The 21,029-nt window shown below is 61.9% G+C and carries 19 protein-coding genes; 4 read left to right on the top strand and 15 right to left on the bottom strand.

What is annotated here, in order from left to right; translation table 11 throughout:
- Positions 1-110 precede the first annotated feature (110 nt).
- Together ACN9MO_RS19685 and ACN9MO_RS19680 are read left to right on the top strand one after the other, a co-directional pair.
- The gene (locus tag ACN9MO_RS19685) at positions 111-1,184 is read left to right on the top strand and encodes a 2,3-butanediol dehydrogenase (protein ID WP_113132386.1); all 1,074 of its coding nucleotides are present in this window, start codon (positions 111-113) and stop codon (positions 1,182-1,184) included.
- A gap of 66 nt (positions 1,185-1,250) precedes the next feature.
- On the top strand, positions 1,251-3,050 hold the full coding sequence (locus ACN9MO_RS19680; protein ID WP_057249395.1) for an NAD(P)/FAD-dependent oxidoreductase: 1,800 nt from the start codon (positions 1,251-1,253) through the stop codon (positions 3,048-3,050).
- Between the two features lie 204 nt (positions 3,051-3,254).
- On the opposite strand, the gene tdh is transcribed toward ACN9MO_RS19680, so the two are convergent.
- The 7 genes from tdh to ACN9MO_RS19645 all read right to left on the bottom strand — a co-directional run bounded on the left by tdh (position 3,255) and on the right by ACN9MO_RS19645 (position 10,967).
- Positions 3,255-4,289 carry an L-threonine 3-dehydrogenase gene (tdh, locus tag ACN9MO_RS19675; protein WP_113737775.1) on the bottom strand — a complete coding sequence of 345 codons (1,035 nt, stop codon included), beginning with the start codon at positions 4,287-4,289 and terminating at the stop codon, positions 3,255-3,257.
- 216 nt (positions 4,290-4,505) lie between these two features.
- Complete coding sequence (locus ACN9MO_RS19670) at positions 4,506-5,693, bottom strand: glycine C-acetyltransferase (protein ID WP_425987410.1); 1,188 nt, start codon at positions 5,691-5,693, stop codon at positions 4,506-4,508.
- Positions 5,694-6,821 (bottom strand): NAD/NADP-dependent octopine/nopaline dehydrogenase family protein, encoded by a 1,128-nt coding sequence (locus ACN9MO_RS19665; RefSeq protein WP_200964167.1) that lies wholly within the window; start codon positions 6,819-6,821, stop codon positions 5,694-5,696.
- Between the two features lie 68 nt (positions 6,822-6,889).
- Complete coding sequence (locus ACN9MO_RS19660) at positions 6,890-7,975, bottom strand: ABC transporter ATP-binding protein (RefSeq protein ID WP_057249731.1); 1,086 nt, start codon at positions 7,973-7,975, stop codon at positions 6,890-6,892.
- On the bottom strand, positions 7,975-8,769 hold the full coding sequence (locus ACN9MO_RS19655) for an ABC transporter permease (protein ID WP_057249732.1): 795 nt from the start codon (positions 8,767-8,769) through the stop codon (positions 7,975-7,977). The genes ACN9MO_RS19660 and ACN9MO_RS19655 overlap by 1 nt, the downstream gene beginning before the upstream one ends.
- The gene (locus ACN9MO_RS19650; RefSeq protein ID WP_082615795.1) at positions 8,769-9,755 is read right to left on the bottom strand and encodes an ABC transporter permease; all 987 of its coding nucleotides are present in this window, start codon (positions 9,753-9,755) and stop codon (positions 8,769-8,771) included. Before ACN9MO_RS19650 ends, ACN9MO_RS19655 begins: the two co-directional genes overlap by 1 nt.
- 105 nt (positions 9,756-9,860) lie before the next feature.
- Positions 9,861-10,967 carry an extracellular solute-binding protein gene (locus tag ACN9MO_RS19645; RefSeq protein ID WP_057249734.1) on the bottom strand — a complete coding sequence of 369 codons (1,107 nt, stop codon included), beginning with the start codon at positions 10,965-10,967 and terminating at the stop codon, positions 9,861-9,863.
- A gap of 303 nt (positions 10,968-11,270) precedes the next feature.
- Here ACN9MO_RS19645 and ACN9MO_RS19640 point away from each other — a divergent pair, with 303 nt between their 5' ends.
- The gene (locus ACN9MO_RS19640) at positions 11,271-12,200 is read left to right on the top strand and encodes a LysR substrate-binding domain-containing protein (RefSeq protein WP_057249736.1); all 930 of its coding nucleotides are present in this window, start codon (positions 11,271-11,273) and stop codon (positions 12,198-12,200) included.
- A 56-nt stretch (positions 12,201-12,256) separates the two neighbouring features.
- Here the strand turns inward: ACN9MO_RS19640 and ACN9MO_RS19635 are convergent, their stop codons facing one another.
- Both ACN9MO_RS19635 and ACN9MO_RS19630 read right to left on the bottom strand, forming a co-directional pair.
- The gene (locus ACN9MO_RS19635; protein ID WP_057249738.1) at positions 12,257-13,180 is read right to left on the bottom strand and encodes a DMT family transporter; all 924 of its coding nucleotides are present in this window, start codon (positions 13,178-13,180) and stop codon (positions 12,257-12,259) included.
- A gap of 51 nt (positions 13,181-13,231) precedes the next feature.
- Positions 13,232-13,876, bottom strand: coding sequence for a glutathione S-transferase family protein (locus tag ACN9MO_RS19630; protein ID WP_057249914.1), 645 nt, complete (start codon positions 13,874-13,876; stop codon positions 13,232-13,234).
- A 239-nt stretch (positions 13,877-14,115) separates the two neighbouring features.
- Between ACN9MO_RS19630 and ACN9MO_RS19625 the strand changes: the two genes are divergently transcribed.
- On the top strand, positions 14,116-15,045 hold the full coding sequence (locus tag ACN9MO_RS19625; protein ID WP_425987406.1) for a LysR family transcriptional regulator: 930 nt from the start codon (positions 14,116-14,118) through the stop codon (positions 15,043-15,045).
- 17 nt (positions 15,046-15,062) lie between these two features.
- On the opposite strand, the gene ACN9MO_RS19620 is transcribed toward ACN9MO_RS19625, so the two are convergent.
- The 6 genes from ACN9MO_RS19620 to ACN9MO_RS19595 all read right to left on the bottom strand — a co-directional run bounded on the left by ACN9MO_RS19620 (position 15,063) and on the right by ACN9MO_RS19595 (position 20,855).
- On the bottom strand, positions 15,063-15,872 hold the full coding sequence (locus ACN9MO_RS19620) for an inositol monophosphatase family protein (RefSeq protein WP_113133276.1): 810 nt from the start codon (positions 15,870-15,872) through the stop codon (positions 15,063-15,065).
- A complete protein-coding gene (locus ACN9MO_RS19615; protein ID WP_425987404.1) occupies positions 15,869-16,936 on the bottom strand; it encodes a sugar phosphate isomerase/epimerase family protein in 1,068 nt (355 codons plus the stop codon). Before ACN9MO_RS19615 ends, ACN9MO_RS19620 begins: the two co-directional genes overlap by 4 nt.
- Positions 16,926-17,984, bottom strand: coding sequence for an ABC transporter ATP-binding protein (locus tag ACN9MO_RS19610; RefSeq protein WP_058327170.1), 1,059 nt, complete (start codon positions 17,982-17,984; stop codon positions 16,926-16,928). The genes ACN9MO_RS19615 and ACN9MO_RS19610 overlap by 11 nt, the downstream gene beginning before the upstream one ends.
- A gap of 2 nt (positions 17,985-17,986) precedes the next feature.
- On the bottom strand, positions 17,987-18,775 hold the full coding sequence (locus tag ACN9MO_RS19605) for an ABC transporter permease (RefSeq protein ID WP_058321891.1): 789 nt from the start codon (positions 18,773-18,775) through the stop codon (positions 17,987-17,989).
- Positions 18,772-19,656 (bottom strand): ABC transporter permease, encoded by an 885-nt coding sequence (locus tag ACN9MO_RS19600; protein WP_425987401.1) that lies wholly within the window; start codon positions 19,654-19,656, stop codon positions 18,772-18,774. Before ACN9MO_RS19600 ends, ACN9MO_RS19605 begins: the two co-directional genes overlap by 4 nt.
- 80 nt (positions 19,657-19,736) lie before the next feature.
- Positions 19,737-20,855 carry an ABC transporter substrate-binding protein gene (locus tag ACN9MO_RS19595; RefSeq protein WP_058327171.1) on the bottom strand — a complete coding sequence of 373 codons (1,119 nt, stop codon included), beginning with the start codon at positions 20,853-20,855 and terminating at the stop codon, positions 19,737-19,739.
- Positions 20,856-21,029 lie beyond the last annotated feature (174 nt).

The following is a 21,029-nucleotide window of genomic DNA, read 5'->3' as shown; positions in this document are numbered from 1 at the left end:
TCGGCTGCGGATATTTTTAAGCCATTGATATTACCGCAGAAATAAGCGGAATCGCGATTTGGCATGCTGCTTGCTGTCCCTCCTGTGCAAGAACAACAGGAGGAAACACAATGAAAGCTCTGCGCTTTCACGCTGCCAGGGATCTACGTATTGACGATGTCGAGGCCCCGCCTCAGCCCGGGCCGGGCGAGGTGCTGGTGGAGAACCGTTTCTGCGGCATCTGCGGGACCGATCTGCATGAATACGCCTATGGGCCGATCTTCATCCCGAAAGAGCCGCATCCCTTTACCGGCGCCCATGGGCCACAGATCCTTGGTCATGAATTCGGCGGCGTCGTAAAGGCAGTCGGCGAAGGGGTCAGCCATGTGAAGCCGGGCGACCGGGTCTCGGTCCAGCCGCTGATCATGCCCCGCCGTGGCGACTATTACGCCGATCGCGGTCTGTTTCACCTGAGCGCCAACCTCGCACTTGCGGGCCTCTCCTGGCATTCGGGGGGAATGGCGGAAGCAGCCCTTCTCAACGACTACAATGTCCAGCCCATCCCCGATGCACTGTCCGACGAGGAGGCCGCGCTGATCGAGCCCGCCGCAGTCGCTGTTTACGCCTGCGATCGCGGCGGCGTCACCGCCGGTTGCAGCGTGCTGGTCACAGGCGCAGGGCCGATCGGCATTCTCGTCGCCATGGCTGCACGAGCCGCCGGCGCTTCGAAGATCTTCCTCTCCGATCCTAACGAGACGCGACTGTCGCTGGCCAAGGAAGCGCAGGGCGACGTCCGCACAATCAATCCGAAGATGGAAAAGGTCAGCGACGTCGTTCAGGCCGAGACCGAGGGTGGTGTCGGCTGCGACGTCGCCATCGAATGCGTCGGCAACGAACATGCGCTCAAGGCCTGCGCAAGCGCCGTGCGCAAGCAGGGCGTCGTCGTACAGACCGGTCTTCACCCCGGAGAAAGCCCGTTGAACTGGTTCGACGTGACCTTCAAGGACATCGATATCCGCGGTTCCTGGGCCTACCCGACCCACTACTGGCCGCGTGTCGCGCGCCTGATCGCGAGCGGCCAGATTCCGGCTCGGAAGATCGTCACCAAATATGTCTCGCTCGGCGAGGCGGTTTCGGCAGGGTTCGACAAGCTGCTCGATCCCGCCGGCACCCATCTGAAAATACTGATCGACCTCAAGCGTTAGGCCGGTCCGCGTTGCGGGGCGGTTGAGGAGCCGTCCCATCTTCATCATAGAGCAGGAGGAGAAACGATGCTCGAGAAGACCCCCACCACCCGCGTCCAGGCGCTGCTTGATGCCTTCGGCGCCGCGCTCGAAACCGGCCGCATAGACGATGCGGTCAACCTCTTTGCCGAGGAATGCTACTGGCGCGACCTCGTCGCCTTCACCTGGAACATCAAGACGGTCGAGGGCCGGGATCAGGTGCGCGACATGCTCGATGCGCAGCTCGCCTTCGCAAAGCCCTCCAATTGGCGCGTCGCCGCTGGCGAGGAAGCGACCGAGGCCGATGGCGTGCTCGAAAGCTGGATCTCATTCGAGACGGCGACGGGGCGCGGCTATGGCCTCGTGCGCATCAAGAACGGCCTTATCTGGACGCTGCTGACGGCGCTTGCCGAACTCAAGGGCCACGAGGAAAAGTCCGGCTTTACCCGCCCGCTCGGCGCCAAGCACGGCCAGAATATCGGCGCGAAGACCTGGAAGGAGGAGCGCGAGCATGAGGAGCGCACGCTCGGTTATGAAAATCAGCCCTATGTCGTGATCATCGGCGGCGGACAGGGCGGCATTGCACTCGGCGCTCGGCTTCGTCAACTGGGCGTGCCCACCATCATCCTTGAAAAGAACGATCGGCCAGGCGACAGCTGGCGCAAGCGCTACAAGTCGCTCTGCCTGCATGACCCCGTCTGGTACGACCACCTGCCTTACATCGATTTCCCGAAGAACTGGCCGGTCTTCGCGCCGAAGGACAAGATCGGCGATTGGCTGGAATTCTATACGAAGGTGATGGAGCTGAACTACTGGACACGCTCCACCGCCAAGTCGGCCAAATGGGACGAAGTCACGAATGAATGGACGATCGTGGTCGACCGCGACGGCGAGGAAGTGGTGCTGCGGCCGAAACAGCTCGTCTTTGCAACCGGCATGTCCGGCAAGGCGAACATCCCGGATTTCAACGGCCGCGAGCGCTTCAAGGGCGAGCAGCATCATTCCTCGCAGCATCCGGGGCCGGATGGCTACAGGGGCAAGAAGGTTGTCGTGATCGGCTCGAACAATTCGGCCCATGACATCTGCGCCGCGCTTTACGAAGCGGGCGTCGACGTCACGATGATCCAGCGCTCGACGACCCATATCGTCAAGTCCGACACGCTGATGGATATCGGCCTCGGCGGGCTCTATTCCGAACAGGCGCTGGCAAATGGCGTGACGACGGGCAAGGCCGACCTCATCTTCGCCTCGCTGCCCTATCGGATCATGCACGAGTTCCAGATCCCACTTTACGACAAGATGCGCGAACGCGACGCCGACTTCTACGCGGCGCTGGAGAAAGCCGGCTTCCAGCTGGACTGGGGCGCGGACGGCTCGGGTCTTTTCATGAAGTACCTGCGCCGCGGATCCGGCTACTACATCGATATCGGTGCTTCGCAGCTGATCATCGATGGCAAGGTAAAGCTTGCCGCGGGACAGGTGGAGGAGATCACCGAGACCTCGGTAAAACTGTCTGACGGCAAAGAAATCCCGGCCGACGTCATCGTCTATGCGACGGGCTACGGCTCGATGAACGGCTGGGTCGCGGACCTCATCGACCAGGAGACCGCCGACCGGATCGGCAAGGTCTGGGGGCTCGGCTCCGATACGCCGAAAGACCCCGGCCCCTGGGAGGGCGAGCAGCGCAACATGTGGAAGCCGACGCAACAGGAGGCGCTTTGGTTCCACGGCGGCAACCTGCACCAGTCGCGCCATTACTCGCAGTATCTCTCGCTGCAACTGAAGGCACGATTGGAAGGCATCCAGACACCGGTCTACGGCCTGCAAAGCGTTCATCACAAACGCTGACGAAAGTGCGCAGACGAGAGGGCGGTTTGCCCGCCCTCTCTCGCGTTCGCGAGAAGACCAGGCTAGCTTCGGACGGCAGATCTTAGTGCGCCCTCCGAACCCGGGATGAAAGCGTCACTGCCCCCCGCTGCGAGCGGAGATGCCGACTATCGCCTATCTATGGTCGTTCCAGGGACCAGGCAATTCGTGCGGGCCCCTCTGGCCTTACCAGTCCATCACCACCTTGCCGGAATTGCCGGAGCGCATGGCCTCGAAGCCGTCGCGGAATTCGTCGATCCTGATGCGGTGGGTGATGACGGGAGAAAGATCGAGACCGCCCTGGACGAAGGCGATCATCTTGTACCAGGTCTCGAACATCTCGCGGCCGTAGATGCCCTTGAGGTTGAGCATCTTGAAGATCACCTTGTTCCAGTCGATCTCGAAACCGGCCGGCGCGATGCCGAGGATGGCGATCTTGCCGCCATTGTTCATCTTGTCGATCATGTCGCGGAAGGCCGGTGCCGCTCCCGACATCTCCAGCCCGACATCAAAGCCCTCGGTCATGCCGATCGCCTTCATCACGTCGGCGAGGTTTTGCTTCGAGGCGTCGACGACGTAATCGATGCCGACGCTTTTGGCGAGCGCGAGGCGCGTCGGGTTGATGTCGGTGATCACCACCTTGCGCGCACCCGAGCGCTTGGCAACCAGTGCCCCCATGATGCCGATCGGCCCGGCGCCGGTGACGAGCACATCCTCGCCGACGAGATCGAAGGACAAGGCCGTGTGCACGGCATTGCCGAACGGATCGAAGATTGCCGCGATCTCGTCCGGCACGTCCTCAGGGATCGGCACGACGTTGTATTCCGGCAGGCAGACGAACTCGCCGAAGGAGCCCGGCCGGTTGACGCCGACGCCGAGCGTGTTGCGGCACAGATGCCCACGGCCGGCGCGGCAGTTGCGGCATTTGCCGCAGACGATATGGCCCTCGCCCGACACCCGCTCGCCGACATGGTACTTGGTGACGGCCGAGCCGACCTCGGCGATCTCGCCCATGAACTCGTGGCCGACGACCATCGGCACCGGGATGGTCTTCTGCGCCCACTGGTCCCAGTTCCAGATGTGCACGTCGGTGCCGCAGATCGCCGATTTCTTCACCTTGATCAGCACGTCGTTCGGGCCGATCTCCGGCACCGGCACCCGCTCCATCCAGAGGCCTTCTTCCGGCTTCGATTTGACCAGCGCCTTCATCATGTTCGTCATTATAGCCTCCACCAAACCTTCTCTGGGGCTTGCCCCTCATCCGGCTGCCGCCACCTTCTCCCCGTCACCACGGGGAGAAGGGACCTGTGGCAACCTTCCATCCCCTCTCCTGCGAGCCGTAAAGCACGTCCCCTCTCCCCGCCTGCGGGGAGAGGGTTAGGGTGAGGGGCAAACTCGCCCTTCCCTCGGATCGGGCGAACTCTCCGTTCCGTTCGCTCAGATCACGCCAAGCTCGCGGCCAACCGCTTCGAAGGCGGCGATCGCCCGGCGCACGTCGTTCTCGCTGTGGGCTGCCGACATCTGCGTGCGGATGCGCGCCTGCCCCTTCGGCACCACCGGGAAGGAGAAGCCGATGACATAGACGCCCTTCTGCAGCATGCGCGCCGCCATCTCCTGGGCGAGCGCCGCATCGCCGAGCATGACCGGGATGATCGGGTGCCCTTCGCCGGCGAGCGTGAAGCCGAGTTTCGACATCTCGGTGCGGAACAGGGTGGCATTGGCATAGAGCCGCTCACGCAGTGCATCGCCGTTTTCGATCAGGTCGAAGACCGTGAGCGAGGCGGCGGCAATGACCGGCGCCAGCGTGTTGGAAAACAGATAGGGCCGCGAGCGCTGGCGCAGCCACTCGACGACCTCGGCCTTGGCCGAGGTGTAACCGCCGGAGGCGCCGCCGAGCGCCTTGCCGAGCGTGCCGGTGATGATGTCGATGCGGCCCTCGACGCCGCAATGTTCGGCCGAACCGCGGCCATTCTTGCCGACGAAGCCGACCGCATGGCTGTCGTCGACCATCACCATGGCGCCGTATTTGTCGGCGAGGTCGCAGACGCCTTGCAGGTTGGCGATGATGCCGTCCATCGAGAACACGCCGTCGGTGGCGATCAGCTTGAAGCGGCTGCCCTCGGCCTTCTTCAGTTCCTCCTCCAGCGCCGCCATGTCGTTGTTGGCGTAGCGGAAGCGCTTGGCCTTGGAGAGGCGCACGCCGTCGATGATCGAGGCGTGGTTGAGCGCGTCGGAGATGATCGCGTCCTCTTCGCCAAGCAGCGTTTCGAACAGGCCGCCATTGGCATCGAAGCAGGAGGAATAGAGGATGGTGTCTTCCAGGCCGAGGAACGACGAGATGCGGGCCTCGAGGGCCTTGTGCTCCTCCTGCGTGCCGCAGATGAAGCGCACCGAGGCCATGCCGTAGCCGTAGCGGTCGAGCGCCTGCTTGCCGGCCTCGGCCAGTTCTTCGTTGTCGGCAAGGCCGAGATAGTTGTTGGCGCAGAAGTTGAGCACGCGGTCGCCCGAGGCGACCTCGATCGCGCCCGCCTGCTTCGAGGTGATGACACGCTCCGACGTGTAAAGCCCGGCCGTCTTCAGGCCCTCGAGTTCAGAACGAAGATGGGAGAGGAAGCGTTCGTTCATTCAGACGCTTCCTTCGGCTCGATGCGCCGCCTCTGCGGGCAATTCGGCTGCAACCGGCGGGAAGCCGCTGCGGCAGAGCGCATCGAGACCTTCGAGATCCAGTCGCTCGAGCCCCAGTTTCGGAAGGATGTCGTTCTCGCCTTCGAAGTCCCGGCCGTACATTGCCGAGAAGATGCGGATACCCGATTCATGCAGGATCGCCGGGCAGCCGGCGAGGCGCGCGAGCTGCGCCGTGACGACCAAGCCAAAGGGGACATCTTCCGTCACGTAACGGCTGTCCGCTGTCGCGGGGCCGGTGCCGCAGTGGCCGGCCTGGTGCATCTCCTGGTTCATTTGCGAGATGTTGCTGACCGGCACATGGAACGACAGGTGGAAATGCTGGAAGATGTCGCGCACATCTAGTTGCAGTCTCTCGGCAACGGCCAGACGCTCGCGATCGAGCGTTTCCAGGAGACGGCCGATGTTGGGGGTGACGTTCTGGGCCTGGATCCAGCTCTCGCCGCGCTCCATGCGCGACATGTTGCCAAGCGCGATCCCGAGATGATTTTGCGGGTTCAGGTTCGAGAGAGCGATCGCCAGAAGGTTGCCGCGATCGACAAAATGTTCGCCGAAGAGCGCCGTGCAGACTGCGTATCCCCTGGCGCTCTCCGATGCCGGAACGGTCGCCAGATCAACCTGCTTTCGTATCGTGTTCACCTGGACCAGCGCCGGGCCGAGCTTCCTGCCGCTGACAATCGTCGTCCCCCAGGCAACGATCGGCACGGTTATGCCGCGCGCGGCCAGAAGCGATGAAAGATAAAGCGCTCCGAACGAGGTATGCGAACTGAAGATCACCAGCTGCCCGGCGGCAAGATACGGCGCGATTGCGTCCAGCACGAACCTGTGACCGTAGGCCGGCAGCGCGATGACGATCGCATCTGCACCGCTGACCAGATCTGCTGCGCTCTCAGCGACCGCCGGATCGAATACGCCTTCGACGGCACCCTCGGCCGTCAGGCTTTCTCCCTCGGTGAGCGCCAACGTACCTGTACCGGACGGCGACCAGAGCGTTGCCTTGTGTCCCAGTTTTTCAAGAAGTGCGGCGGTGCCAAAGGCAATAGAGCCCGCACCCGCGATACCTACTCGCATGTCGTTTTCCATTTTAACTGATATCGGGTAACGGGCGCCGCCAGGCGCCCGTCGTTAAGACGCTGCGGCTATGACGCCGCGTTTCGGGAGGGGATGAGTGTGGTCGCTTCGGACGGCCAGCCAACCCAGATGTCGTCGCGGCTGAGGCCTTCCACTTCGCTTGGGTGAACGAGCGCGTTGAGCAGGTGTCCGTCGCCGATCTCGACCTTGAGCGACGTGTGGTTGCCCTTGAAGACGCGCTGGCGGATCCGCCCTTGCACCCGGTTTGCCACGCTCGGTTCGTGCGCCGAGCATTGGATTGCCTCAGGCCTCAACACGACGTAGATCGCGTCGCCTGGCTTGGGAGACAGCGCGCCGGCAGAGGTCTTGATCGTCACACCGTTCCACCGCACCGCGGCTTCCCCAGCTTCGGCGCCGACGACATCGGAACGCAACAGATTGGTTTCACCGAGGAAGGTCGCCACGAAAGCGGAGCCCGGCCGATTGTACAGGGTCGCCGGATCGCCCATCTGCTCGATCCGGCCATTGTTCATGACCACGATCGTATCCGACATGGTCAGTGCCTCTTCCTGATCGTGGGTGACGAACATGAACGTCTTGCCAGTCTGTTCCTGGATCGCCTTGAGCTCGACCTGCATGGTCTGCCGAAGCTTCGCATCGAGTGCAGAAAGAGGCTCGTCGAGCAGGAGAACGTCAGGATCGGGTGCGAGCGCCCGCATCAAAGCGACACGCTGGCGCTGACCGCCCGACAGCTCGGACGGAAGTCGGCTTGCGAACTCCTGCAATTGTACGAGCTCCAGAAGTTCCGATACCCGCTTCTGGATCTGCCGGTTGTCGACCCCCTTCAACTCCAGGCCGAAGGCAATGTTCTTCGCGACCGTCATGTGCGGAAACAGTGCATAATCCTGAAACACGATGTTCACGTTGCGCCGGTTCGGCGGAACCTGGGTCACGTCGCGGCCGGACAGCAGGATGCGGCCGCTCGTGGGTGTTTCAAACCCACCGAGCATACGCAGCGTCGTCGACTTGCCGCAGCCGGAAGGGCCGAGCAATGTGACGAATTTGCCGCGCTCTATGTTGAGGTTGAGATTTTCGACCGCGACAAAGCTGCCGAAGCTCTTCCTGACATTTTCGAACTGAACAACCGGTTCCATCAGCGGATCCTCGAACGACGTGTGAGATATTCTGCGTAAAGGCCGACCACGGCCGTCACGACCAGGACGAGCGTGGCCATGACGTTGATCTCCGGCGACATGCCGGACTGTACGCGAGCGAAGATGAGCATCGGCAGCGTCGGGCGGTAGCCGCCGAGGAAGAAGGTGCGGACGAAGTCATCGCTCGACAGCAGGAGACAGAAGATCATGCCGCCGAATATGGCCGGCCCCAGGTAAGGAAGGGTGACGCGGAAAAAGGTGACGATGCTGTCCGCACCGAGATCACGCGCGGCGTCGACCAGATTGCCCGGCATCGAACGCAGTCGCGTCAGCACCATGACCACAACGAAGGGCACGGCATGGACGACGTGGCCGAGAATGATGGCCACTGTCCCTGTCGGAAGATCTATGGTCGTGATGAAAATGCGCAGCGAGATCGCCGAGATCATACCCGGCACGACGGCCGGCAGGCAGGCCACGGCGAAGGCCACGTATTGAGCGGCACCGCGCAGCGATCCGATCAACATCGCGATCCAGACCCCGATCACCGTTGCGATGGCTGTCGTCGCCGCGGCGATCATGATGGTGTAAAGGCAGGCGTCCAGGAACTGCTTGTCCTGAATAACCTTGGCGTACCAGTCGATCGTCAGGTTTCCGAGCGGGAACGAGATGAAGCTCGCATCCTTGAAGCTGACCGCGACCATCAACGACAACGGCAGAAACAGATAGAGGACAAACAGCCAGTAGAAGGACTTGAGGGCCAGCCCTGGCCAATCGAGAAACACGGCGCGCATCAGAATGTCCTTTGCTTCGAGCCGCCGACGACCCGCATGAACAGCCCCACGGTTACGAGGGATGCAGCCAGCATGATCATTGCGAAGGCAGCGCCCGCCGGCCAGCGGCTGCTGGCACCGTGGAAGAAGCTGCTGATCGTCTCGGAGAACATGCTGGTGGTCGGCCCGCCAAGCAGGATGGGGGCAGCAAACACGCCCATGCAGGTGAGGAAGACCAACGAACAACCGGAGACGATACCGTCGCGCGAAAGCGGCAGCACGATGCGGCGGAAGCGCGTGAACGGCCCTGCCCCGAGGTCGGCTGACGCATCAAGCAGGGATTTCGGGATCTTCTCGATCGCCGAATAGAGCGGCAGCAACATGTACAGGCAGACCATGTAGACCAGGCCGAAGCTGATCGAGAATGAGGTGTAGAGCATCTGAATGGGGCGGTCGGTCAGCCCGATCTCCCGCAGAAGCACGTTGACTGCACCACGATTGGCCAGAAGCATGATGACCGAGAAGATGCGGATGATTTCGCCGGCCCAGAACGGTGCCAACAGCAGGAGCAGCGCTCGCGACCTACCCCCGGGCGAGACCACCTTTGCCACGTAGTAGGCAACCGGATAGACCACGATCAGGGTTACCGCAGTTGCAATCGATGCGTAGACGAAGCTACGCAGCAGCGGCATCCAGTAGAGTTTCTCGCTGAAGAACAGCGCGTAGTTGTCGAGCGTGAAATTCGCCTCCACGCCAGGCTCCGGCGGATAGCTGGACAGAAGACTGATTCGCAGCATCTCGTAGATGGGGCCGATATGCATCATCAGCATCCAGACAACCGGCACGCCGGCCAAGAGCAGGATGCGTCCGTATCGCCACTCGGCAACGGCGCCCAACGTATATCGATAGGCCGGCGAGTGGATCACCCGGGCAATGCCTGTCGAATATTTCATTTGAGCGGCATAGGCGGGGATACCGCCATCCGCTGTGCTTGTTCCCACGGCCATTGAATTGTCCCAAACCTTGACCCGTTGGGCGGCGACCAGACGTGCGTCGTCTTACTGACCCCGTCGCTACAACGGGGTCAGGGCCAGTCGCCGCTCTATGGTAGCTTAAGCCGCCTTCAGTTCGGCGACGGCACGATCAATGATTTCGTTTTTCAGCGAACGGTTAGTCGAGCTGAAGAAGGTGACACGTTCAAGTTCGTCCTGCGGCAGCGTCGACGCCAGCCGCTCCTTGTCGTTGAGCAGCTTGTCGACGCCCGAGATCGTCGAGCTGAAGCCGGAGGTGCGCGTCATTGCCGCTCCGACCTCAGGATTGGCCAGGATAGCATCGAACAGTTTGTAGGCGTTCTCGGCGTTGGGCGCATTGTTGACGATGTTCAGCGTGTAGCAGAACCCGTAGGTGCCTTCTTTCGGCACAGACAGCTTCACTGGCACGCCGTCCATGATCAGCTTGGCGGCCGGGCCAGACCAGGCTTGCGCCAGGTGGATATCCTCGTTGATGAACATCTGCTGCACTTCGCTGGCTGCGTCGTAATATTTGCGAACCATATGCTTGTGCTTGATCAGGAAGTCACGCGCCTCGTTTGCAGCCTTGCGGGCCTCTTCGGCCTTGTCGGTATAGGTGACGAAATCGCCATCGTGGCCAAGATATTTCATGGTGATCGACATAAAGTCGCCCGCCAGGTACGCGGTCAGACCCTCGTATTTCTCGTCGAACATGATGCCCCAGCTGTCGGCCTCCGGCACGTAGTCCGTATTGCGGACCAGGCCTTCGTAGCCAGCCAGGATCGGCAACCCCCACAGGTTGCCCTCGTAGCGCGCCCAGGCCGCGTCCTGATAGGCCGGATTCAGGTTGGACCAATTGCGCAGCCTTGCTGTGTCCAGCGCCTGCACCAGCTTCGAGTCGATGAACTGGCCATAGCGATGGCCCGCAACGGTGACGATGTCGGTGGTCGGATTTGCGCCTTCTGCCGTGAGCAGATTGTACTGCTTGCCCTGGTCGTCCGTCAGACGGATGCGCACCTCAATGCCGCTTTCCTTCTGGAACTGCTCGATGAAGTCCTGCGGCAGGAACTTGTCGTATGTGGTGATGTTGAGAACCGAGCTCTGCGCGCTGGCCGGCCGGATGATGTACGGCGCTGCGAGCAGCGTCGCGCTGCCAGCTCCCAGCAGCTTGAGTGCGTTCCTGCGATTGATCTTCTGCCCGATAATCATTTGTTCCTCCTCGCGCCTCCCAGCGTGACTTGATGAGCGTCGGTCCGTGCGTGGCGCAATGCCGGGCCGATCGCCAATCGCGCAACCGGATCGATCCGATTGCAGCCTGCACCTAGATAGGCGCAGCGATTTTGACCCGTCTAATTGTTTTTGAGTCTGCGTCTATTCCAAAAGGTTATAGGATTGCGTTCCCCTTCGCGGCGCCGGGTCCCGGTGTTTTCAAGCATAGCGAGCAGTCACATTGTCAACATCCGGTGCCGGAGCTAGGGTGATTGCAGGCCGCCCCTGTTGAGAGGTTATGGAATGAAGCGTGCACCGAACCTCCGACAAATCGAGGCCCTCAAGGCCGTGATCGAATGTGGTACGGTCAGCCGTGCAGCCGAGATATTGCATATCTCGCAACCTGCGGTGAGCAAGCTATTGGCGCATTTGGAAGAGGATACGGAACTTGCGCTGTTCGATCGCGTCAAGGGCCGGCTCATCCCTTCGGAACACGGGATGCGGCTCTACAAGGAGATTGATCGTGTCTTTGCCGGCATCAAGCAGATAGAGCGCGCCGTCGACCTCATCCGGCGCGAGGAGCTTGGGCAAATTTCCGTTGGCGTGATGCCGGCCCTGTCCGGTCCCTTCATCAGCCACACCAACAAGCGCTTTCTTGCCAGGTATGGCGATGCCTATATTTCCGTGGTGATCCGCAGTTCGCAATTCATCGTTGAATGGCTGCTCTCCAAACAGGTCGACATCGGCCTGATCAATCGCAATACGGACAACCCCTATATCGAATGCGTTCCCCTACGCGGCGGCGACCTTGTCTGCATAGCGCCGGCGGGCCATCGCTTCGCGGCGAAACAAGAGGTCGAGCCGGCCGACATCGATGGCGAGCCCTATATCGGCTTTGCCGCCGACAACCGCATCCGGCAAAAGATCGAGAGCACACTTGATGGCTACGGCACCCGCCTGAATTACATCATGGATGCGACCCTTGCGCCGGCGGTGTGTGAAATGGTCGCCAACGGGCTCGGGATTGCCATTGTCGACCCGGTGTTCGCCTACGGCCAGCGCGATCACCTTACGATCAGGCCCTTCCGCCCCAACATTGCATCTGATCTCAGCCTCTGCTGGCTTCGCGATACAAAGAATCGTCATCTCGTTGATGCCTATGTTGAGGCGACGCGCGCCACCGTGCAGGAAATGCAGCTCGGAATGGGTGTGACCAGCCAAGCGACTGAGTGACATGGAAGTTCTCGGGCAGTCGGCGGATCGCCGACTGCGATAAGGTGGGTCTTGCTTCAGACGAGTTTGATGAGAGCGACACCCGCAAGCAGCAGCACCACACCGGCAAGACGCAAGCCCGACACCGACCTTTGCGGGAGGCGGAACCAGCCGTAGCGATCGACGAATACGCTTGCGACCTGCTGACCTGCGACAGTGAAACCAACGGCTGCGGCAGCGCCGATCACCGGGATCGCAGTAAACACCGTAGTGACATAGGTCGCTCCGGCGAAACCGCCGAGCCAACCCCACCAGGGCATGGTCTGCACGCCGCCGATGTTGGGGCGAGGTGTCTTTTGCCTGGCGAGCGCTACCAGCATCACCGCTGCCATGGCGAGCGTGGCGACGAAGAACGAGATCGCGCCCACCGCAAACGGCGCACCGCCAAGCTCCTGGCGCAGCAGCGCATTGATCGCCCCCTGGACCGGGAGGACCGCGCCGGCCACGAGTGCCAAGGCGATCCATCCAAGCTTGTCGGCTTTGAGATTGTCCTTTCCGCCTTGGCCGAACACGACCATGCCGACACCGATGAGCACGACAAGCGTGCCAGCCGCGGCTCCGGCTCGAAGCCCGGTTTGCGCCACACCAAGCAGGCCGAAGCTATCGAGTGCGAGAGAAGCGAGCATCTGCCCGGCGATAAAGAGGCCGACCGATACTACTGCGCCGAGGCGGGGAAATAGAACAATCGTCGAGACGACGTAGACGGCCGAGGCAGTGCCTCCGATGAGATGCCACCACTCCGCCTGCGGAACCGCGCCAAGCACGGCGACCGTCCCGGTGAACAGGGCGACGAGAAACAGCAAACCGGTGCCAATCGCGAGCTGGAGCGTGGTCGCCGCGAACGGTGATCCGACCGCTTTCGAAAGCTGCGCATTGGCGCCGGCCTGAACGGCGAGCAGACCGCCCGCAACCAGAGCCATTGGGACGAACAGGGTCTCCATGACGGGACCTCCTTGATGAGAATGACATTGAGCGTGGATAGGGAGAAAGGATCAGGCGCTGATGCTCTCGCGGGCCAGCAGCCGCGGGACGACAAGTCCGCGCAGCACAGCCGGGCGGGCACCGACCGCCATGTACCACCGGGCGAGATTGCGCGTTGCGTCGAGCGTGAGGCCGAGCTTGGTGAGACCGGCATGAATCCATGGCCAGGTCATCACGTCGGCAATGCCGTATGCCTCGCCCGCGATGTGGGAGTAGCGCGCCAGTTGCCCGTCGAGCACCCGGTAGACACGGTTTGCTTCCGCCTCGAAGCGGCCAATGACATAGGGGATCTTCTCCGGTGCGAAGACCTTGTAGTTCCAGAGCTGGCCCAAGGTCGGGCCGACATGGGCGGCCTGGAACAAAGTCCAGCTTTGAACCTGGATGCGCTCCGCATCGGAGCCGGGCAGGAGCACACCGGATCGCGCGGCGAGATAGGGCAGAATCGCGCCCGACTCGAAGACGGTGCGATCCTGATCCGGATCGACGATAACCGGTATCTTGTTGTTGGGATTGAGGGCCAGGAACTCCGGTGTCCTCTGCTCGCCGGCCTCGATGTCGATGACGTGAACATCATAGGGCAGTCCGGTCTCCTCCAGCATGATCGAGGCCTTGTGACCATTCGGCGTCTGGTAGGTGTAAAGTTGGATGGGGGTCATCTTGCGTATCTCCATCGACCGGTCCGCCCGATCGTGGATACTTAGTTAGACCGTGCTTTCTCGCAGCGCGATCTGTTGCTTTGCCGTCTGACACTGCATATTTGCACACCAGCAACGCGGCGACCAAACACCAAGGCGCCTGATCGTGAGGGGTCGGCTTTGCCGATCCGACCGAGAATGGGGACAGCGCTGCAACTTCGCTCGCCCGGTCCGCTTCCCTGTTGTAAGTTTGCGCAATCATGCACAGCCACCGCCAAATCGATTGGGAAGATCTCCGCTTTGTCCTGGCGGTCGCGGAGACGAATTCTCTGGCCGCTGCCGCCCGCGCGCTCGGCGTCAATCACACCACGGTGCTCCGCCGCGTCGGATCGTTCGAACAGAAATTGGGGGTTCGGCTGTTTGATCGCCTCCCGTCCGGCTACACGCTGACTGCCGGAGGCGAGGAACTGCTCGCGGTGGCGCGGCAGATGGCCGAAACGGTCACTGAGCTCGAACGGCGCCTGACGGGACAGGATCTGCGTCTGGAAGGCAGTCTGCGGATCACCACCACCGATACGCTCATGGCCTCGATCCTGCCGTCGATATTGGCTGCCTTCCAGCAGCGCCACCCCGGCGTCCTGCTTGAGGTGAGCACGTCGAATGCTCTGGCAAATCTCTCCCACCGCGACGCGGACGTCGCCATTCGCCCAGCCGTTGATTCCCCCGATGCCCTCGTTGGCCGCCGGATCGCGAGTGTTGCCTTCGCCGTTTATGCGGCGCCTTCCTACCTTCAGGAACGCGGTTTGGCATCAGTCGACGAGATCGACTTCGCGAGGGAACGCTGGATTGGGCTCGGCGACGCGCTTGCTTCCACAAGCGTCGCACGATGGATGCGCGCGACGCTGCCGGCGCCAGCGGTGCTGCGTTGTGACTCGCTGGTTACGGCGCGCGAAGCGGCAGCAGCCGGCATCGGGCTTACCGCTCTCCCTTGCTATCTCGGCGATACGACGTCCGGCCTGATGCGCATCGGCCCGCCGGTTGCTGAAATGACGCGAGAACTCTGGCTTCTCACCCATGAGGATCTGCGCCGCACGGCCCGGGTCAGCGCCTTTACCGAGTTTGCAGGCCAGGCGCTCGCGAAACATCGCCCGCTATTCGAAGGGCACCATCCCGCGGAACGCACTCGTTAGACAATGCGACTGGCCCACTAGTCCGCTACCGGGTCCTTCCCGCGCTTTAACCGACCGAGCGCTTCGGCATGGAGCGTCTCGTTTGCTGCCATGAGGACTGTCTCGTACCGGTGCGTGTCATCCAGCGGGTGGCCCTCCCAGTCCGTAACGATACCGCCCGCCCCTTCGATGATGGGTATCTGCGGAAGTATGTCGTAATCGAACACGTTGCTCTCGACCAGGAGATCAACGCTACCGAGCGCGAGCAGGCCGGCAGCGTAGCAATCATGAGACATGCGCGTGAAGCGCGCCCCGGCGGCCAGTCGCGAGAAGCGCTCTTTGGCATCGGGATCGAACTGCTCCAGCGCCGATGTATAGACGATCGCCTCCTTGAGGCGGACCGTATCGCTCGTTTGGACCGGTACACCGTTGAAGATGGTCGGGCATCCGCGCTGGCCAACCCAGCGTTCGTTTGTTACCGGCTGATCTATGATGCCAATGAACGGCGTGCCCTGATGCAGGAGAGCGATTTGGGTACCGAAAGCCAGCGAGCCGGACGCAAAAGACTTCGTGCCGTCAATCGGATCGAGCACCCAAACCCATTCCGCATCCGCATTGGCGGCACCAAACTCCTCTCCACGAATACCGTGGTCAGGAAAGCACGTCTCGATCATCTGCCGCATCGTCATTTCGGCAAGGCGATCGGCTTCCGTAACAGGACTGCTGTCCGCCTTGGCTGAGATCTCCAACCGTTGGCGGAAATAGGGGCGTATAACGGTGGCGGCGGCATCGGCCAGTTCGTGGGCGAATGCCAGAAACGCCGGCGGGCAGACGTGTTCGGCCGTCATTCTTGGACCTTCTCAGCTTGGGTTATGATTTTCTGCAACAGGCTTCGGATGGTTTCGACCTGCCTGTGGGCGGCCGCTATCTCCTGGCGCAGCCGCCTCTCCTGATTGCCCGTTCCGATCGTCGTGAAGCTTGGCGAGCGGGCGGGAATGAACGGGTCCCCGGCCTCGGAAGCAAAGCGGAGTGCAGGCGCGAAGTAGCCCTCCTCCTCTTCCAGCCCGAAGGCCAGGACCTGGGGCCTGTCGCCGCCAAGCAGCAAGAGTTCCACCAACATCGCGAGCATCGGCAAATCGCCGTTTCCAGACAGGCAGGCGAGATGCGCCCAACCGCCGCGGTCCGCCCGCACGAGGCAGTCCTTGACATGTACCTCGGTGATGTATGGCGCCTGCGCTGCCAGGGCCGACATCGGTGCTTCGAACGCATTGATCATGTTGCCGAAATCGAACAGGAGGCTGAGGCGCGGGTTAGCGACCGCCTCGATGATTTGGATCAACTCTGCTGATTTGAGATCCTCATGCTGTTCAAGCGTGAACCGGAGCCTGCCTTCAGGATCGAGTACCTCAAGCCGCCTGAGATCTGCGATCGTCCACGCAACGATCTGCGAGATACGCCCCTCGTAACGCGGATAGCAGCGAAGCGAGCTGGCTCCGGTCAAAAGCGCAATGCGCACCGCATCCGAGAGCCCGGCAAGCTCCGTCGTGCTGGTCTCGACATGCAATTCCAGGCCGAACTCGCTCACCGCCGCGCCAAGGGCGCTCAACGCCTCGTCCGGCATTCTGGCGAGACTTGCCTGCTCGCCGTCCTCGACATGAATCTTGAGGCCCGCGAGACGCTGCCCTCTCGCGAATTCAACTAGATCCAAGGGTTTCATGCCGCCAAAGCGGAAGTTCAGGTGAAAGGCATAGGCATGGGCAAACAGCGGCGCGCGTCGTGCCCGTGCAGCGAGCCGCGCGCGACTTTCGGCCGACAGCCCCTCTATCCTCTGCCTCCAGTTCGGACGATGCGTCATTTCCCATGGCATATCGGTCACCATCCCGGTTCCTTCACGAGCTTCGTCAGGCGGCAAGAACGAGCAGGTCACGATCAGAAATGCTGACCTCGACCGGGGTGCCGACCGAAGGCGGCGGCGTGTCGGGTTGGTTGAAGGTGTCGAGCGAGACGAACTGACCGGCAACCGCGACACGGATGCGGATCACAGACCCCAGGAAATGCACCTCCGCAATATGGCCGGAGAGAACGACGCTGCCCTCGTCTTTTCGCCCCAGCACCACTGTTTCCGGCCGGAGCGCCAGGCTCAACCGGTCACCAGCCCGGCCGGGCAGTTCCCGGTTCAGCGCCACCGGGATATCCCCCAGCCCTACCCGCCCCGCGGCTGCGTCGAGGAGGCGGGCGTCGAGAAGATTGAGTGTCCCAACGAACTGCGCCACGAAACGCGTCGCCGGCCGATTGTAGATTTCAAATGGCGTGCCGACCTGATCGGCTATGCCTTGATGCATGACCACTACGCGGTCCGACATCGACAGCGCCTCTTCCTGATCGTGCGTCACGAAGATGGTGGTGATGCCGAGCTCACGCTGGATACGGCGGATCTCCTCCCGCAGGCTCGTGCGTATCTTCGCGTCAAGGGCCGATAGAGGTTCATCAAGCAGCAGAACCTGCGGCCGGATTGCGAGCGCACGCGCCAAGGCCACCCGCTGCTGCTGGCCGCCGGAAAGCTGGAACGGGTAGCGCTCGCCGAGTTTCGGCAGGCCGACCAGCTCCAACATTTCACCAACACGCGCGCTGATCGCTGCCTTTCCCTCGCCCTTTATTCGCAGGCCGAACCCGATGTTCTGCTCAACCGTAAGATTGGGAAAAAGTGCATAGGCCTGGAACACCATCCCAATGTTGCGACGGTTGGCAGCCAAGCCGCTTACATCGCGCCCGTCGATGCAAATCGCGCCGGACGTCGGCGTCTCGAAGCCGGCGACCATACGCAGGACCGTGGTCTTGCCGCAGCCGGAGGGCCCGAGGAAGGAGATGAATTCGCCCTTCTCGATATTGAGATTGAAATCCTTGACGACGCGCTGCGCGCCGAAGGACTTTTCCAGATGAAGGATGTCGAGAAAGGCCATGGTCAACGCCTCACGGTAGAGAATTTGGAAAAGCGGGTGAAAAGCTGGATCAGCCCCATGCAGGCCCAGGTAATGGCAAAGGCCACCACCGCGAGCGCCGACGGCTCGTAGGCGCGGTTGCCGCCCATCCAGACCATGTACGGACCGAAGGACCCGACGTTGAGCAACGCGGCGAAAACATATTCACCGATGACGATCGCGAAGGTCAGAAAAGCCCCTGAGAGTACCGAGACGAAGACGTTCGGCAGGATGACGACGGCGAGAATGCGCGCCCAACCGGCCCCAAGGCTCTGTGCCGCCTCCGTCAGGCTGCCGATATCGATGGTGCGAAGGCCCGTGTCCACCGAGCGATACATGTAAGGTAGCGACAACGTCGCATAGCCGAACAGAAGCAGGAGGTTGGTGCCCCACCAGCTTCCCGTCAGCGGCAGGGCCGAGGACGTGTTGTAGATGCGGATATAGCCGAAGACGATGACGATCGGCGGAATGACCAGCGGCAGCAGCGTCAGGAACTCGACGATCGGGCGCAACCCGGGAAAACGCAGCCGCACGAAATAGGCGGTCGGGACCACGATCAGGATGCCGAGTGCAATCGTCAGCAGTGCCAACACCACCGAATAGCCAAAGGTCTGCTGGAATTGCGGATCGGCCAGCACGACACGATAGGCTTCGAAGCTGTAGCCATCGCGCTGCATGCGCATGGAAAAATCGAACATGCCGACGAGCGGCAGCAGGAAGTAGAGCCCGCCCAAGGCGACGGCGAGCCAGGACCAGAGGCGTCTCTCCGTCATTTGACCCACCTTTCCGCACGCATGCGCAGGAGGATGTAGATCGCGTTGGCAATGGCGGTCAGCAGGATCATGGCAAAGGCGATGGCGTAGCCCAGATGCGGATCGTTGAGCACGTCGCCGCGGATCTGCGCAAACAGTACGATCGGCGCGATCGAGAGTGATGAGCCGGTCAGTGCGATTGCGGTCGCAACAGCACCAAAGGCATTGGCAAAAAGCAGAGCGAGCGTGCCGAGAAGCGAGGGCCACAGCACCGGCAACGCCACCAGTCGCCAGTATTGAAAACCGCTGGCGCCAAGGCTTTCCGCCGCCTCCCGCCATTCGCGCCGCAGCCCCTCCAGTGCTGGCGTGATGATCAGCACCATCAGCGGAATCTGGAAATAGAGATAGGTAAGTGCCAGCCCGAGAAACGAGACGATGTTGAAGCCGGCCCCGTAAAGATTGATGCCGAACCAATGGCGCAACAGCATGGTCACGAAACCGAGGCGGCCGAGTGTTGCGATAAAGGCGAAGGCGAGTGGCACACCGGCAAAATTCGAGGCGACGCCCGAGAAAGTGAGGATGGCATTGCGCAACGGGCGCGGAAGGCCACCGAGGGTGATGGCGGCAGCGATCAGGAAACCGAAAAGACATCCAAGTACTGCGGTCAGCTGGCTGAGCTCGATCGAAATCCAGAAGGCCGACCGTATCGAGGGCGCCAGAAGCTTGCCAAGGTTCTCAAGCGTCACCTGTCCCTCAGCGTTGCGGAACGCGCCAAGCACGATGTTGAGAGTGGGTAGGATGAGGAAGAGCGTGGCAAAGAGGAAGAAAGGGGCAACCCCGAGCCAGCTGAGGACCTGCCGCGGCTTGAAGGCCGCCGGCAGGGATGCGACGCTTGTCGTCATCGGATTTGTCCCTGGAATAAATTGCGCCAAAGGCTGGCAAGAGGCCTCCTGACAGGTAAGCCTCCCGCCGACCGGGAGAGTTATTTCACGTTGGCGCCGACCACCTTGTCCCAGCCCTCGACCACCGCGGTCTTGTTGGCGGAAAGTTCATCGACTGTCGGGAAGATTGCCTTTTCATAGGCTTCGGCCGGCGGCAGCTTGTCGAGCAGCTCCTGCGGGAACTTGCCGGCCTTCAGCATGGCGTTGAAACGCGCGGGGTGGCAGTAGCCCTTCAGCCAGGCGGTCTGACCCTCGTCGGAATAGAGATATTCCATCCAGAGCTTGGCGGCGTTCGGGTGCGGCGCATAGGCCGAGATCGCCTGCACATAGACGCCGGCGACGACTCCGCTTGCCGGCACGACCACGTCCATCGGCGGATTGCCGTTCAGCGCGTCGCGCCAGGCCAGCAGATTGTAGTCCCAGGCAGCGACAATCGGCGTTTGCCCCTGTGCGATCGTGCCGGCCTTGCCGAGCACTGGCACGAAGTTGCCGGACTTGTTCAGTTCGGCAAAAAGCTCAAGGCCCTTGCCGCCGGATTCCGCTCCAGGCTTGGCGCCTCGCGCGATGCCTGCCGACATCAGCGCCAGGATCGCCTGCGCCGAGGACCGCGGGTCGCCGGTCAGCGCCACGGCCCCGGAGTATTCGGACTTCGACAGATCCGACCAGTCGGCCGGTGCGGACTCAAGCAGGTCCTTGTTCACACCGAATGCCATGACGCCGTAGTAGTCGCCGTACCAATAGCCCTTCTCGTCCTTGATGTTGTCAGGGATTTCGTCCCAGGTCGCCACCTTGTATGGTTGAAGCAGGCCCTCCTGCGCGGCGGCCGGCGCAAAGGCCAGGCCGAGATCGACGACGTCTGGTGCCTGCGAGCCCGTATTGCCCTTGTTCGCCCGGATCGCTTCCAGCTCATCGGCCGTGCCGGCATCGGGGTTCAGCTCGTTGACCTCGATGCCCGGATATTTCGCCTTGAAGTCGGCGATAACCTCTCCGTAGTTGCACCAGTCATGGGGCAGCGCGATGACTGTCAGCGTGCCTTCCTTGGTGGCGGCTGCCACGAGTTCTTGCGAAGCCTCGGCGCGGGCGATACCCGGCAGCGCCGCGGCCAGGGCAAGGGTGGAGATGAAGGCGCGGCTCGTTGCGCGCGATAGAAGTCTCTTCATGGTTTCCTCCTGTTGACCGTCTGCGACGGATCGTGGGCGATGGCTACTTCTGTCCTTGCATCCGGTCGTCGGCACCGCCGTCAGTTCCGGTTCCCCCGCACCTTGTCTGCGTCCTGCGGAGGGCTGCATCGGTGCGTTTTCGTGTAGGGACAGGATGTAACAATTGGACAACGA

The sequence above is a fragment of the Ensifer sp. R-19 genome, from assembly GCF_049905105.1.
In the GTDB taxonomy this organism is placed as follows: domain Bacteria; phylum Pseudomonadota; class Alphaproteobacteria; order Rhizobiales; family Rhizobiaceae; genus Ensifer.
The sequence above is the reverse complement of the archived record's forward strand: the minus strand, read 5'-3'. Positions and strand labels throughout refer to the sequence as shown.